This window comes from Streptomyces luteolifulvus, assembly GCF_008806595.1.
Taxonomy (GTDB): domain Bacteria; phylum Actinomycetota; class Actinomycetes; order Streptomycetales; family Streptomycetaceae; genus Streptomyces; species Streptomyces luteolifulvus.
Window position 1 is genome coordinate 83,037 of the sequence record NZ_VZRB01000009.1, and the last position, 13,716, is coordinate 96,752.

The following is a 13,716-nucleotide window of genomic DNA, read 5'->3' on the forward strand; positions in this document are numbered from 1 at the left end:
TACGTAGCCCCGCCGCCCGCACATGCACCCGCACGCCTGCCAGGGGGATTTACGCGCGGTCCAGCCGCAGCCTCTCCGCTCTCGGCAGGCCGGCCACCACGAGGTCGTACGAGTCCTCGATGAGCTCCCTGACCAGGTGGTCGGGGAGTTCACCGTCGACGGTGACCGTGTTCCAGTGGCGCTTGTTCATGTGGTAGCCGGGGACGATGAGGCCGTCGTATTCGCTGCGGAGGCGTACCGCGTCCTCGGGGTCGGACTTCAGATTGACCGTCAGGGGCCGCGCGTCCAGTGTCGTCAGGGCGAAGAGCTTGCCCCGGACCTTGAAGACGGAGATCTCCGGCCGGAAGGGGAACTCCTCCACGGCGGCGTTGAAGGACAGGCAGAAGGAGCGCAGTTCCTCGGGGGTCACTCCGGTTTCGCCTCCTCGCGCTCCGGCGGATCCACCAGGTCCACCGGCTCCACCAGCACGGTCACGATCTTGTTCCGGCGTCCTGCCGCCGCCTCCGCGGTCAGCCTGAGCTCACGGCTGTCGGGCAGCTCCACGACCGACGACGCCCCGGCGATGGGCACCCGGCCCAGCGCCTTGGCGAGCAGGCCGCCGACGGTCTCGACGTCCTCGTCGTCGTACTCCTCCAGGCCGTACAGCTCGCCCAGGTCCGTGATGTCGAGGCGGGCGGTGACCCGGTAGCGGTCGTCGCCGAGGTTCTCCACGGGCGGGAGTTCACGGTCGTACTCGTCGGTGATCTCGCCGACGATCTCCTCCAGGATGTCCTCGATGGTCACGATGCCGGCCGTGCCGCCGTACTCGTCGATGACCACGGCGACGTGGTTGCGTTCCTGCTGCATCTCGCGCAGCAGGTCACCGGCGTTCTTGGTGTCGGGCACAAAGGCTGCGGGCCGCATCGCCGTGGACACCAGCTCGGTCTCGGCGTCCCGGCTGATGTGCGTCTTGCGGACCAGGTCCTTCAGATAGACGATCCCGACGATGTCGTCCTCGCTCTCGCCCGTCACGGGGATGCGCGAGAAGCCGGAGCGCAGGGCGAGGGTGAGGGCCTGACGGATCGTCTTGTAGCGCTCGATCACGATCAGGTCGGTGCGCGGGACCATCACCTCCCGTACGAGCGTGTCGCCCAGCTCGAAGACCGAGTGCACCATCCGGCGCTCCTCGTCCTCGATCAGGGACTCCTTCTCCGCGAGGTCGACCAGCGCGCGCAGCTCCGCCTCGGAGGCGAACGGGCCGCGGCGGAACCCCTTGCCGGGGGTGAGCGCATTGCCGATGAGGATCAGCAGGGGCGGGATCGGGCCCATGATCCGCGCGAGCGGCAGCAGGACGTACGCGGCCGCCGTCGCCGTGTTCAGCGGATGCTGACGGCCGATGGTGCGCGGGGAGACGCCGACCGCGACGTACGACACGAGGACCATGACGCCGATCGCGACCAGCAGGGCCTCGGTGGTGCCGTCGAACTCCTGGAGGCTGGCGTAGGTCACCATCGCCGCGGCCGCCATCTCGCAGGCCACGCGGACCAGCAGCGCCACGTTCAGATAGCGGGTCGGGTCGGCGGCGACCTGTGCCAGCTTGGCGCTGCCGCGGCGGCCCGACTTCACGGCCTCCTCGGCGCGGAAGCTGGAGACGCGCGCGAGGCCCGCCTCCGCGCAGGCGGCGAGCCAGGCGACGACGACCAGGGCGATCGCGCCGGCGACAAGGGTCGGGCTCATGACACGGTCGGGGCCGGAGACGGGCCGGTCAGACCCTTCTCCGCACGCCAGCCGTCCACGATGGCGGCCTGGAGGCCGAACATCTCGGCCTTCTCGTCGGGCTCCTCGTGGTCGTACCCGAGAAGGTGCAGCACTCCGTGGACGGTGAGCAGTTGGAGCTCCTCGTCCATGGAGTGCTGGGTGGGCGCTTCCGTCCCCTGCTTGGCGGCGACCTCGGGGCAGAGCACGATGTCGCCGAGGAGGCCCTGCGGGGGCTCGTCGTCGTCCTTCGTCGGCGGACGCAGTTCGTCCATCGGGAAGGACATGACGTCCGTGGGCCCCGGCAGGTCCATCCACTGGATGTGCAGCTGCTCCATGGCGTCGGCGTCCACGACGATCACCGAGAGCTCGGAGAGCGGGTGGATGCGCATCCGCGCGAGTGCGTAGCGGGCGATGTCGAGGATCGCCTGCTCGTCGACCTCGGTTCCGGACTCGTTGTTGACGTCGATCGACATGGTCGTGCGTCTTCTCTACTTCCCCTTGTGCCCGGACTGCCTGCCCCGGCCGCCCTTGTGGGTGCCGTTCTCGGTGCCGTGCTTGCTGTCGTACTTCTCGTACGCGTCGACGATACGGCCGACGAGCTTGTGCCGTACGACATCGTGGGACGTGAGCCGGGAGAAGTGGACGTCCTCCAGCCCCTCCAGGATCTCCTGGACCTGACGCAGACCCGACTTGGTGCCGGTGGGCAGGTCGACCTGCGTCACATCACCCGTGATCACGACCTTCGAATCGAAGCCGAGACGGGTGAGGAACATCTTCATCTGCTCGGGGCTGGTGTTCTGGGCCTCGTCCAGGATGATGAAGGCGTCGTTGAGGGTGTTGTGCGTCAGCAGGTAGTCCTGGGTGACGTACAGCGAGTCCTCGGCGGCCACCTGGATGCAGACGGTTTCTTCCCTGCCCGCGGGCTCGATGCTGTCGATGAAGCGCATCGGGCGTCCGCCACCACCGGCCGCGCGGTACTTCTCGGCCTTGCGGGCGAGACGGAAGGGCTCGATGCCTTCGGGGAGACGGATGTCAATGACGTGGGCATCGTGCCGGTACACGACCTCCCGGCCGTTCGCCAGACCCGGCTTCCGGCCCTCGGCGCCCCTGCGACGCGTGTACGCGACACCGCCCAGCGACTGTACGAGAGCGACCACGTCGTCACGGAGCAGGATCGAGGTCGTCGTGTACTGGATGCGGCAGGTGCGGTCCTTCTGCGTGACCGGGCCACCGTCCGAGTCGAGGAGCCCCTGGAGGACAGCCAGCCGAACGTCGTCGGAGTTGTACAGATAGTCGTCCGGGATGAACTTCGTGTGCGAGCGGGTGCGCAACAGGTCCAGCTCGCGCAGAACCCGGGTGACCGGGTTCTCCAACGTGACGACGTCTCCGGGCGACGTGATCCGGTTGAGGACGTAGTCCGGTCCGCCCCGATGCCCGAGTGCGACTCCCGGCAGCGCGGCTTCCAAAGCTTCTGCCAGCTCCGGATCCTCCGTGGCGAAGGTGGGTGTGGGGGAGCCGGTCAGGCAGCCGTCACCCAGCAGCAGCCCCAGCGCGTAGGGATCCATCGGGATCTCCCGCTCCGGGAGCCGCACCGGCGCCGTGAGCATCGGCAGCTCATACCGACGAGCGTGCGCCGCCCGCAGGTTGCCGATCATCTCCTGCGTCTCCAGGACCCGCCACGGCTTGTTGCGGCGCTTGTCATCACGCGTCCTGACCGTCCACAGGTGTTCGCCGCAGCACAGGGTCCAGGAACCGTCCTGGGCTGTGACGCGGTAGATGTCCTTCTCGCCCTGCGGGTAGACGCCGAGGACCGGGGTCGGCTCACCATTCGAGCCGATGACCAGGTCACCGACCTGAAGATCGCCGATGGGGCGCCAGCCGTCCGGGGTCAGGACGTTCGTGAACCGCGGCTGCGCACGGCCCCTCATATAAGCCAGCGGAGCCACCTCAATCGTCCCCGCCGCCATCAGCCGCGGAATCGAGTCCGGGTCCAGCATGTCGTGCAGCGCGTCGTACAGCGGGCGCAGATACGGGTCGATCTTCTCGTAGAGGGTGCCCGGGAGGAATCCGAGCCGCTCCCCCGCCTCCACGGCCGGGCGGGTCAGGATGATGCGGTTGACCTGCTTGGACTGCAGTGCCTGTACCGCCTTGGCCATGGCGAGGTAGGTCTTGCCGGTGCCGGCGGGGCCGATGCCGAAGACGACCGTGTGCTTGTCGATCGCGTCGACATACCGCTTCTGGTTGAGGGTCTTGGGGCGGATGGTCCGGCCGCGCGAGGACAGGATGTTCTGTGTGAGGACCTCGGCCGGGGTCTCCTGGCCGTCGCTCTCCCCGTTCTCGCTCGCCCTGAGCATGGCGATCGAGCGTTCCACTGCGTCCTCCGTCATCGGCTGCCCGGTGCGGAGCACCAGCATCATCTCGTCGAACAGGCGCTGGATGAGGGCGACTTCCCCGGCATCGCCGACCGCGCTGATCTCATTGCCCCGGACGTGGATGTCGGCCGCCGGGAAGGCCTTCTCGATCACACGCAGAAGGGAGTCGCCAGAACCCAGGACGGTCACCATGGGGTGCTGGGCGGGGACGGTGAACTGTGCGCGTGCCTGCCCCTGCGCGGGGGTGTGAGCTGTGGGTGTCTGAGTCATGGGCCGGCTCTGTAGGCCTTGCTCGTCCTCCTCGATACGACTCGCCCGCCACAGGGGCGGCCTGGCGGTTTCAAGGGTACGCCGGGGGACTGACAACGCCGTAGGGCTTTTCGGCGGCCCGTTCGGCGGCCCTTTGCGTCGGTCCTTGGCGTCGGTCCTTTGCGGGCGGCCCCGGTCAGGCCAGTCTGCCGAACCCGATCGTCGGTACCGCCCTGCGCAGCGGCCACGGTCTGGCCTGCTTGTCCGGCAGCATGCCCTCCAGGAACGCGTACCGGCTGAGGGCCTCCGGGTCCTGGCCCTCGACCGACTGCACCGTCCGCCACCAGGCCGCGATCTCGGACCAGCCGGGCGCCGAGAGGGATCCGCCGAACTCCTGGACGGACAGCGCGGCGGTCAGGCCCGCGAGGGCGAGACGGTCGGCCAGTGGCCAGCCCGCCAGCGTGCCGGTGACGAAGCCGGCCACGAAGACGTCCCCGGCGCCCGTCGGGTCCAGGGCCTCCACGGCGATGGCCGGGACCTCGGCGGTCTCCCCGGTCCGCCCGTCCACCGCGCAGGCGCCCTCCGCGCCGAGCGTGACGACCGCGAGCGGCACATGTGCGGTGAGGGCTCGTGCCGCGTCCCGGGGGCAGGCGGCGCCGGTGTAGCGCATCGCCTCCTCCGCGTTCGGGAGGAACGCCTCGCAGTGTCCGAGATCGGGGAGGCCGGCGAGGTCCCAGGCGCCGGTCTCGTCCCAGCCGACGTCGGCGAAGATGCGGGTGCCGCGGCCCGCGGCCTGGGCGATCCACGGGGCCCGTTTGCCGGGTGTGAGCGAGGCGACGGCGGCGCGCGCGGGGGGCGGGCAGTCGGGCGCGGGCTCCTCCGGGGGAGGCTCGTGACCATGGGAGACCATCGTGCGCTCCCCCTCGTACGCCATGGAGACGGTGACCGGGGAGTGCCAGCCGGGCACGGTGCGCGAGGTGGAGAGGTCGATGCCCTCGCCCTGTTCGAGGGCGTCCCAGCAGTACTCGCCGTAGTGGTCGTCGCCGAAGGCCGCCGCCAGCGAGGTCTTCAGGCCGAGGCGGGCCAGCGCGGTCGCCATGTTGGCGACGCCGCCGGGGCTCGACCCCATTCCGCGCGCCCAGGACTCGGTCCCGCGCACCGGGGCGGAGTCGAGCCCGGTGAAGATGATGTCCAGGAAGACGGTGCCCGTGAGGTACACGTCCCACGGAGGGTCGTCCGGCGCGCGCAGGGCGGCGAGGGGGTCGACCCGGGGCCGGCTGCCTCGGTCCTCTCCGGTGGACGCGGTCACGGTGAGCTCCCTGCGGATGGTGCGGATCTGGCCAGTGTGCACCAGATCACTGACATCACCACGGCACACCGCTTACCAGCGAGGCATCCTCGGAGTGATCCATTCCGGGTCGGCGGCGCGCATCGCCGCCGCGTCGTCCCGTTCGCGCAGCGCGCCGTCGTCGTCCAGCCATCGCCGGTGCAGCAGGCGCAGCCTGTCCCGGTCGAGTTCCACGCCGAGGCCGGGCCCGTCCGGGACGGTGATCCTGCCGCCTTCGAAGGCGAGGCGTTCGGTCAGGACGTCCTCCGACTGCCAGGGGTAGTGGGAGTCGCAGGCGTGGTGCAGACCGGGGACGGTGGCGGCGACATGGGTCATCGCGGCGAGGGAGATCCCCAGGTGGGTGTTGGAGTGCATCGACACCCCGACGCCGAACGCCCTGCAGATCGCGGCGAGTTGCTGGGTGATGCGCAGGCCGCCCCAGTAGTGGTGGTCGCCGAGGACGACCTGGACGGCGTCCTTGGTGAACGCCTCCTTGATCTCGGCGAAGGTCGTCACGCACATATTGGTGGCGAGCGGTACCTCGGTCCGTGCGGCGACCTCGGCCATGGCGGGCGTGCCGAGCACCGGGTCCTCCAGGTATTCGAGGACGTCGCCCAGCTCCCGCGCCACCCTCAGCGAGGTCTCCACGGACCAGGCTCCGTTGGGGTCGAGGCGCAGGGGATGTCCGGGGAAGGCTTCGGCGAGGGCCCGTACGGCGGCGATCTCCTCGTCCGGCGGGAAGACTCCGCCCTTGAGCTTGAAGGAGGTGAAGCCGTACCGCTCCGTGAACCTCCGGGCCTGCTCGACGACTCCGGCCGGATCGAGGGCGGCACCCGAGTCGTCCTTCTCGCCCGGCACACCCTCGGGGTGGCCGGCCCACTTGTAGAAGAGGTACGCGCTGTACTCGACCGCGTCCCGCACCTTCCCGCCGAGCAGCGCGTGCACGGGCAGGCCGAGTGCTCTGCCGAGGGCGTCGAGGCAGGCGACCTCGAAGGCGGACACGACGGACAGCCGCAGCTTGTCGGCGGTCCGGACGCCGCGCAGTCCGCCGGCGTCGACCCGGCCGGGGACCTGGGAGCCGTCGACGGCCATCTCGTGGGCGAGGAGGGCCAGGCCGTTGAGCTCGCTCGCCCGGCGGCCGATCAGCCGGTCGGCGAAGGGGCGGGCCAGTTCCAGGTACCTGGTGTCGCCGTAGGTCTCACCGACGCCGGTGATCCCGCCGGCGGTCACCACCTCCACGATCAGCCGTGGTGTGTACGGCTGGTGCACACCCTGCGTGTTCAGCAGGGGCGGATCGGCGACCAGGATCGGCGTCAGCCGTACGTCGGTGATGGTCAGGTCGGCGGTCATGGGCGGCTCCTCCCTGTCGGCTACGGAAACTCGTACGCCTCCACCTCCGCGAGATACCGCGCCCTGCGCTCCTCGTCGTCCTCCAGGAAGGACGCCAGGAAGGAGTTGCGGGCCAGTTCGCGCAGACGGTCCTCGTCCAGGCCGAGCGCAGAGCGCACCGCGTCGAAGTTGTCACCGACGTAGCCGCCGAAGTACGCCGGGTCGTCGGAGTTGACCGTGCAGAGCAGGCCCGCGTCCAGCATGGCGGGCAGGGGGTGGTCGGCGAGGACGTCGACCGTCCTGAGCCGCACGTTGGACAGCGGGCACAGGGTGAGCGGGACGCGGTCGCGGACCAGCCGGTCCACCAGTGCCGGGTCCTCCATGCAGCGCAGGCCGTGGTCGATCCGCTCGGCACCGAGCACGTCCAGTGCCTCGGTGATGTACTCCGGCGGGCCCTCCTCACCGGCGTGCGCCACCCGGCGCAGCCCGAGCGCGGCCGCGGCCCCGTACACCTCGCGGAACTTCACCGGCGGATGGCCGACCTCGGCCGAGTCCAGGCCGACCCCGGCGATGCGGTCGAGGTGGGGACGGGCCGCGTCGAGCGTCTCCATGGCGGACTCGGCGGACCGGTCACGCAGGAAGCACATGATCAGCCGGGTGGAGACGCCGTGGTTCTCCTCGCTCCGGCCCAGCGCCCGCCACAGCCCGTCGACGACGGTCCCGATGCCGACACCGCGCGCGACATGGGCCTGCGGGTCGAAGAAGATCTCCGCGTGCCGCACACCCTGCGCGGCGGCGCGCGCGAGATAGGCGTTCGCGAGGTCCTCGAAGTCCCGCTCGGTGCGCAGGACCGCCATCAGCTCGTAGTACAGGTTCAGGAAGGACTGGAGATCCTCGAACCGATACGCCTCGCGAAGCTCCTCGGTGTCCGCGTAGGAAAGCTCGACGCCGTTGCGGGCCGCCAGTGCGAAGGCGAGTTCGGGCTCCAGGGTGCCTTCGATGTGGAGGTGCAGTTCTGCTTTCGGGAGGGGCATCGCAGCATCGTACGGCGGTTTCACCGGCGTTTCGGGAGCGGCACTCTCAGCAGGTCGTGCGCCACGGTCAGCTCCCCCTCGAAACCGGCCGCCCGCGCCTGCCGCTCGAACTCGTCCGGCTCGGCGTAGCGCTGGCTGAAGTGGGTGAGCACGAGGTGCCGTACACCCGCGTCCCGGGCGACCCGCGCCGCCTGGGTGGCCGTCAGATGGCCGTGCTCGACGGCGAGTTCCTCCTCGTCGTGGAGGAAGGTGGACTCGATGACGAGCAGGTCGCAGCCCTCGGCGAGCGCGTACACCCCGTCGCACAGCCGGGTGTCCATCACGAACGCGAACCGCTGGCCGCGCCGCACCTCGCTGACGTCGTCGAGGGTGACGCCGCCCAGGGCGCCGTCCCGTTGTATCCGTCCCACGTCCGGGCCCTTGATGCCGTGCGCGGCGAGCCGGTCGGGCAGCATACGGCGGCCGTCGGGCTCGACGAGCCGGTAGCCGTAGGACTCCACCGGGTGGGAGAGCTTGCGTGCGTGAAGGGTGTAGGCGGGCGTGGTCGCGAGGACGCCGTCCGTGTCCACCGGGACCTCGGTGAGCTCGACCGTCTCGCGGTAGGCGGTGGCGTACCGGAGCCGTTCGAAGAAGCGCCGGCCGGACTTCGGGTAGTGCGCGGTGATCTCGTGCGGCACCCGGTCCAGATTGATGCGCTGAATGACTCCGGCAAGGCCGAGCGAGTGGTCCCCGTGGAAGTGCGTGACACAGATCCGGTTCAGATCGTGGGCGGCGACCCCGGCGCGCAGCATCTGGCGCTGGGTGCCCTCGCCGGGATCGAAGAGGATGCCCTCGCCGTCCCAGCGCAGCAGGTAGCCGTTGTGGTTGCGGTGCCGGGTCGGGACCTGGCTGGCGGTGCCGAGGACCACCACTTCACGTACGGACACGGCTGGTTACCCGGGCGGCCACTGCATGCCACGGCCGCCCAGGACATGGGCGTGGGCGTGGAAGACGGTCTGGCCGGCGCCGGTGCCGGTGTTGAAGACGATGCGGTAGCTCTCCAGCTTGTCCTCGTCGGCGACCGCCTTCGTCTCGCGCAGGATGTCCGCGGCGAGGGCGGGGTCGGCGGCGGCGAGCGCTGCCGCGTCCCTGTAGTGCGCCTTGGGGATCACCAGGACGTGGGTGGGCGCCTGGGGGTTGATGTCCCGGAACGCGACCGTGGTGTCCGTCTCGCGGATGATCGTCGCCGGGACGTGCCCCTCGGCGATCTTGCAGAACAGGCAGTCGTCCTGCGGCTCCCCTGCCATGAGGTTCCCTCCGGGTGGTTGATCGCGTACGGGGGCATCGTAGTCGCCCCACTGCGGGCAGTCGTGCCGCCGGGGCGATGGGCGTCCCCCTCCCCCCGGCTCGGGCACCGACCCCGGGTCACGGCAGCGTCGGGGGCACCTTGGCAGGCGTCTCCTCCAGCGCGGCCAGCGCCAGCCGCACCGCCTCGTCCAGCTGAACGTCCCGCCCCGCCGCGTGGTCCTGCGGAGCCTGCACCACCTCCACGTCCGGGTCCACCCCGTGGTTCTCCACGTCGAACCCGTAACCCTCCAGCCAGAACGCGTACTTGGGCTGGGTGATCAGCGTGCCGTCGACCAGCCGGTAGCGGCTGTCGATCCCGATCACTCCGCCCCAGGTGCGCGTGCCGACCACGGGCCCGATCCCCAGCGCCTTGATCGCCGCGTTGACGATGTCGCCGTCGGACCCGGAGAACTCGTTCGCGACGGCGACGACGGGCCCGCGGGGCGCGTCCAGCGGGTAGCTGACGGGCCGCATACCGCGCGGCAGGTCCCAGCCGACGATCCGCCGGGCCAGCTTCTCCACGACCAGCTGGGAGGTGTGCCCGCCGCGGTTCTCGCGGACGTCGACGACCAGTCCCTCCCGGGCCACCTCGATCCTGAGGTCACGGTGGATCTGCGCCCAGCCGGGCGCCTGCATGTCCGGCACATGGAGGTAGCCGAGCCGGCCGCCGGACAGCTCGTGGACGTAGGCGCGCCGGTCGGTGACCCAGGCGTGGTAGCGCAGGGGTTCCTCGTCGGCGATGGGGACGACCACCGCGTGCCGCAGGTCGCCGCCGCCGGACGGGGAGACGGTCAGCTCGACCGGCTTGCCCGCCGTGCCGACCAGCAGCGGGCCGGGCCCGGTCACCGGGTCGACCGGCGTCCCGGCGACCGCGACGATCGCGTCGCCCGCGCGCACCGCGACTCCGGGTGCGGCCAGCGGGGAGCGGGCGTCCGGGTCGGAGGTCTCGGTGGGCAGGATGCGGTCGATGCGCCAACTGCCGTCCGCGTGCCGGGAGATGTCCGCGCCGAGCAGCCCCTGCCGGGCCCCGTCGCCACCTGTGCCACGCGGGACGACATAGGCGTGCGAGGTGCCGAGTTCGCCCTGGACCTCCCAGAGCAGGTCGACCAGGTCGTCGTGGGTGGCGACCCGCTCCAGCAGGGGCCGGTAGCGGTCGAGGACGCCGTCCCAGTCGATCCCGCCGAGGTCGGGCCGCCAGAAGTGGTCCCGCATGATGCGGCCGGTCTCGTCGTACATCTGCCGCCACTCGGCGGCCGGGTCGACGGTCTGGCGTACCCGGCCGAGGTCGACGGTGATGTTGGTGTCGCTGTCCTCGTCGTTCGAGGCGCGCCGGTCGCTGGGGACGACCTTGAGCCGGCCGTCGGTCCACAGCAGGACGCGTTTGCCGTCGCCGCTGACGGCGAAGTGGTCGGCGTCGGCGGCGAGATGCTCGATGCGCTGCTGGGCCAGGTCGTAGCGCTCCAGCTCGGTGTGGGGGTCCGGGTCGTCCGGGGTGGCCCGGGAGGCGCCGAGCACACCGCGCACGGGGTGGCGCAGCCACAGCACGCCGTCCTTGGCGGCGCGCAGGTTGGAGTAGCGGGCGGCCTCGACCGGGAAGGGCACGATGCGGTCGGCGAGTCCGTCGAGGTCGATGCGGGTGGTCGGGGTGCCCTCGCTGTCGGGGGTCTCGTCCTTGTCCGGCGCCTCGAAGGGACGGCCGTGCCGCTGCGGTCCGAAGGGGGACGGGGTGGTCGCGGCCAGGGTGATGAGATGCGGGCGGACGCCCTCCACGAAGGCCAGGTCGAAGACGTGCTCGTCGTAGACCGGGTCGAAGGAGCGGGTCGACAGGAAGGCGAGGTGCTTGCCGTCGAGGGTGAACGCCGGGGCGTAGTCCTTGAAGCGCAGCGGGGTCGCCTCGGTGACCGAGAGGTCGGTGGTGTTGGCTAGGCGGAGCTGGCGCAGCGGCTGGGTGCCGGGGTGCGACCAGGCCAGCCAGGCCGAGTCGGGCGAGAAGACCAGCCCGGTGACGTCGCCGTCCTCGCTGCGGTCGACCTCGCGGACCTCGCCGGTCTCGCGTTCGACGAGCAGGACGCGTCCGTCGTGCGCGGCGACGGCGGCCCGGCTGCCGTCGGGTGCCATGGCGAGGCCGAGGACGCGGCCGAGCTGTCCGGCGGCGAGCCGGCGCGGGGTGGCGCCGGGTGCGAGGCCGGTAGCGGGCGCGAACTCCAGGGCGTCCTCGCCCTCCGCGTCCGTCACCCACACCACCCATTCCTCGCCCTCGGCGCGGAACGTGCGCGGCAGCCGGGCCCGTACGCCGGGTTCCGCGGCGAGCGCGCGGGCCGGGCCGGAGCGGTGGGTGACCCAGTGGACGGCACCGCGGACGGCGACCGCGCTACCGCGGGCGGTGTGGTCGGGGGCGGCGGACCCGAACCAGCGGGAGGCGTTCACCGGGAACGGCTGCCGGTCGGTGCGCTGCCCGCCGAGCCGGATGTCGAGCCGGCGCGGCTCGGCGCCGTCGAGGCCGTCGAGGAGCCACAGTTCACCGGCGGAGGCGTAGACGACCCGGGTGCCGTCGCCGGCCGCGTGCCGGGCGTAAAAGCCTTCGATCGGAGTGTGCCGCCGCAGGTCGGAGCCGTCGGCGAGGGAGGAGTACAGCGCCCCTACGCCCTCGTGGTCGGACAGGAAGGCGATCCGGTCCCCGGCCCAGACGGGGTACTCGATGTTGCCGTCGAGGTCGGCGTGCAGCCGTACGAACTCGCCCCGGCCGTCCGGGTCGATCCACAGCTTGCCCGCCGTACCGCCCCGGTACCGCTTCCACCAGGCGGCCTCGCGGCCCATGGGCGCCGACAGCAGCACCGGGCACGGCCCGTGGGCGACATCGCCGACCGGCCCGTACGGCAGGGTGGTGGCGGGTCCTCCGTCGAGCGGGACGGCCCGTGCCCAGGTGCGGCGCAGACTCGCCTGGCCCTGTGTGCTGACCGCGAGGACCTGTCCGTCCGGGGTCCAGCCGCGCACCTGGGTCTTCCAGCTGCCCCAGTACGTCAGGCGCTTGGCGGGCCCGCCGTCGACCGGGGCGATGTGCACCTCGGGGGCGCCGTCCCGGGTGGAGGTCCAGGCGACGGTCGTCCCGTCGGGCGAGATACGGGGATGGGTGACCGGCATGTTGTCGGCGCTCGCCCGCCAGGCGCGGCCGCCGTCGAGGGGCGCGAGCCACACATCGTCCTCGGCGGTGAAGGCGACCAACTCACCGTGCAGATGCGGAAACCGGAGGTAGGAAGGCGTTGGCGACTGTGTCACGTGATCACCCTATGCAGCCGCCGCGTCCGCGCACAGGGAAACCGATCACTTGCCCTCGACCGGCCAGCACTGCGGATCGCCCTGGCACCAGATGGTCTTGGTGACGGTGACCGTGACGGTGGGCCCGGGCTGCCCGGGGTTGTTGACGGGCGGGGTGTTCCTGGCGTCGCAGTTGCCGAGCCCGTTCACATGGAACACGACGTCGCCGCCGACCTTGGCGGTCAGATCACCGCGCACGCACGCGCCGTTGACCGCGCGGGTGACCTTGCCGGTGACGGAGATGTCCTTGCCGTCGTCGGTCTTGCCCTGGCAGTCGACCTTGGCGACGGTGTTCTCGGTCGCCGAGGGCGCCGACGACCCGTTCGAGTCGAACGAGGCCGTGCAGGTCAGCCAGCGGACGCTCAGCCCCTCCCGCTCCAGCTTCTTCGTCGCCGTCTGGTCGGTGGTGAACGCCACGCTCGCGGAACTCAGCCCGTTCGGATCACAGGCGACCGCTCCGCCCACGGCGATCGCCGCGAGCACGGCCACGCCCGCCACCCGCCGTCCGCGCGGCCGGCGCCCGATCCGCCTCATCGCCCCCATGGAAGGCAGCCTGCCACTGACCCGCCCGCGGCGGAAGGGCGCATACGGCCACCCGCGCCCGCGTGCGCCCGCCGTCAGCCGCGCAGCAGCAGCCACTCCTGAAGCTCCACCAGATTGCCCTCCGGGTCCTTGAGGTGGGCGACACGCAGACGGTCCGTCATGGGGGCCGGGCCGTGCAGCAGGGTGGCGCCTCGGGAGGTGATGCCCGCGCAGTAGGCGTCCAGGTCGTCGACGCGCAGCACCACCAGGGAGCGGTGCCCTCTGGCCTCGGCCCCCAGTTCGCCCAGCACCCCCGCCATCATCGCGCGGTCCTGCAGGGCGATGCCCGCCGATCCGGTGGCGGGACTGAACTTCTCGTACGGGCCGTCCTTCGCCCCCGACTGGGGCTTGAGACCGAGGACTTCGGAGTAGAAGCGGTAGCTGGCGGAGAAGTCGGTGACGAGCAGACGTACCTGTGCGAGCTCCACGGTGCACCCCCAGTGTT

At 71.2% G+C, this 13,716-nt stretch carries 12 protein-coding genes; all 12 read right to left on the bottom strand.

Annotated features, from left to right (window positions below):
• Positions 1-49: 49 nt before the first annotated feature.
• The 12 genes from F7R91_RS15520 to F7R91_RS15575 all read right to left on the bottom strand — a co-directional run bounded on the left by F7R91_RS15520 (position 50) and on the right by F7R91_RS15575 (position 13,699).
• Complete coding sequence (locus F7R91_RS15520) at positions 50-409, bottom strand: MmcQ/YjbR family DNA-binding protein (RefSeq protein ID WP_150949027.1); 360 nt, start codon at positions 407-409, stop codon at positions 50-52.
• Entirely contained in the window at positions 406-1,716 is a 1,311-nt protein-coding gene (locus F7R91_RS15525; protein ID WP_150949030.1) for a hemolysin family protein, read from the bottom strand. Before F7R91_RS15525 ends, F7R91_RS15520 begins: the two co-directional genes overlap by 4 nt.
• A complete protein-coding gene (ybeY, locus tag F7R91_RS15530; protein ID WP_150949032.1) occupies positions 1,713-2,210 on the bottom strand; it encodes an rRNA maturation RNase YbeY in 498 nt (165 codons plus the stop codon). The genes F7R91_RS15525 and ybeY overlap by 4 nt, the downstream gene beginning before the upstream one ends.
• Before the next feature lie 15 nt (positions 2,211-2,225).
• On the bottom strand, positions 2,226-4,379 hold the full coding sequence (locus F7R91_RS15535; protein ID WP_150949035.1) for a PhoH family protein: 2,154 nt from the start codon (positions 4,377-4,379) through the stop codon (positions 2,226-2,228).
• Positions 4,380-4,554: 175 nt separating this feature from the next.
• Entirely contained in the window at positions 4,555-5,667 is a 1,113-nt protein-coding gene (locus tag F7R91_RS15540; RefSeq protein WP_191971502.1) for a carbohydrate kinase family protein, read from the bottom strand.
• Positions 5,668-5,739: 72 nt separating this feature from the next.
• Positions 5,740-7,035, bottom strand: a complete 1,296-nt coding sequence (locus tag F7R91_RS15545; RefSeq protein WP_150949041.1) for a glucarate dehydratase family protein — start codon at positions 7,033-7,035, stop codon at positions 5,740-5,742.
• Between the two features lie 20 nt (positions 7,036-7,055).
• Positions 7,056-8,048: an adenosine deaminase gene (locus tag F7R91_RS15550; protein ID WP_191971503.1), complete on the bottom strand. Its 993-nt coding sequence runs from the start codon at positions 8,046-8,048 to the stop codon at positions 7,056-7,058.
• 20 nt (positions 8,049-8,068) lie between these two features.
• Positions 8,069-8,974, bottom strand: coding sequence for a ribonuclease Z (locus F7R91_RS15555; protein ID WP_150949047.1), 906 nt, complete (start codon positions 8,972-8,974; stop codon positions 8,069-8,071).
• Between the two features lie 6 nt (positions 8,975-8,980).
• Positions 8,981-9,334, bottom strand: coding sequence for an HIT domain-containing protein (locus F7R91_RS15560; protein WP_150949050.1), 354 nt, complete (start codon positions 9,332-9,334; stop codon positions 8,981-8,983).
• Between the two features lie 118 nt (positions 9,335-9,452).
• Positions 9,453-12,650 carry a S41 family peptidase gene (locus tag F7R91_RS15565; protein WP_150949055.1) on the bottom strand — a complete coding sequence of 1,066 codons (3,198 nt, stop codon included), beginning with the start codon at positions 12,648-12,650 and terminating at the stop codon, positions 9,453-9,455.
• A gap of 45 nt (positions 12,651-12,695) precedes the next feature.
• Positions 12,696-13,232 (bottom strand): hypothetical protein, encoded by a 537-nt coding sequence (locus tag F7R91_RS15570; RefSeq protein WP_150949058.1) that lies wholly within the window; start codon positions 13,230-13,232, stop codon positions 12,696-12,698.
• Positions 13,233-13,306: 74 nt separating this feature from the next.
• Entirely contained in the window at positions 13,307-13,699 is a 393-nt protein-coding gene (locus F7R91_RS15575) for a VOC family protein (RefSeq protein ID WP_150949062.1), read from the bottom strand.
• Positions 13,700-13,716 lie beyond the last annotated feature (17 nt).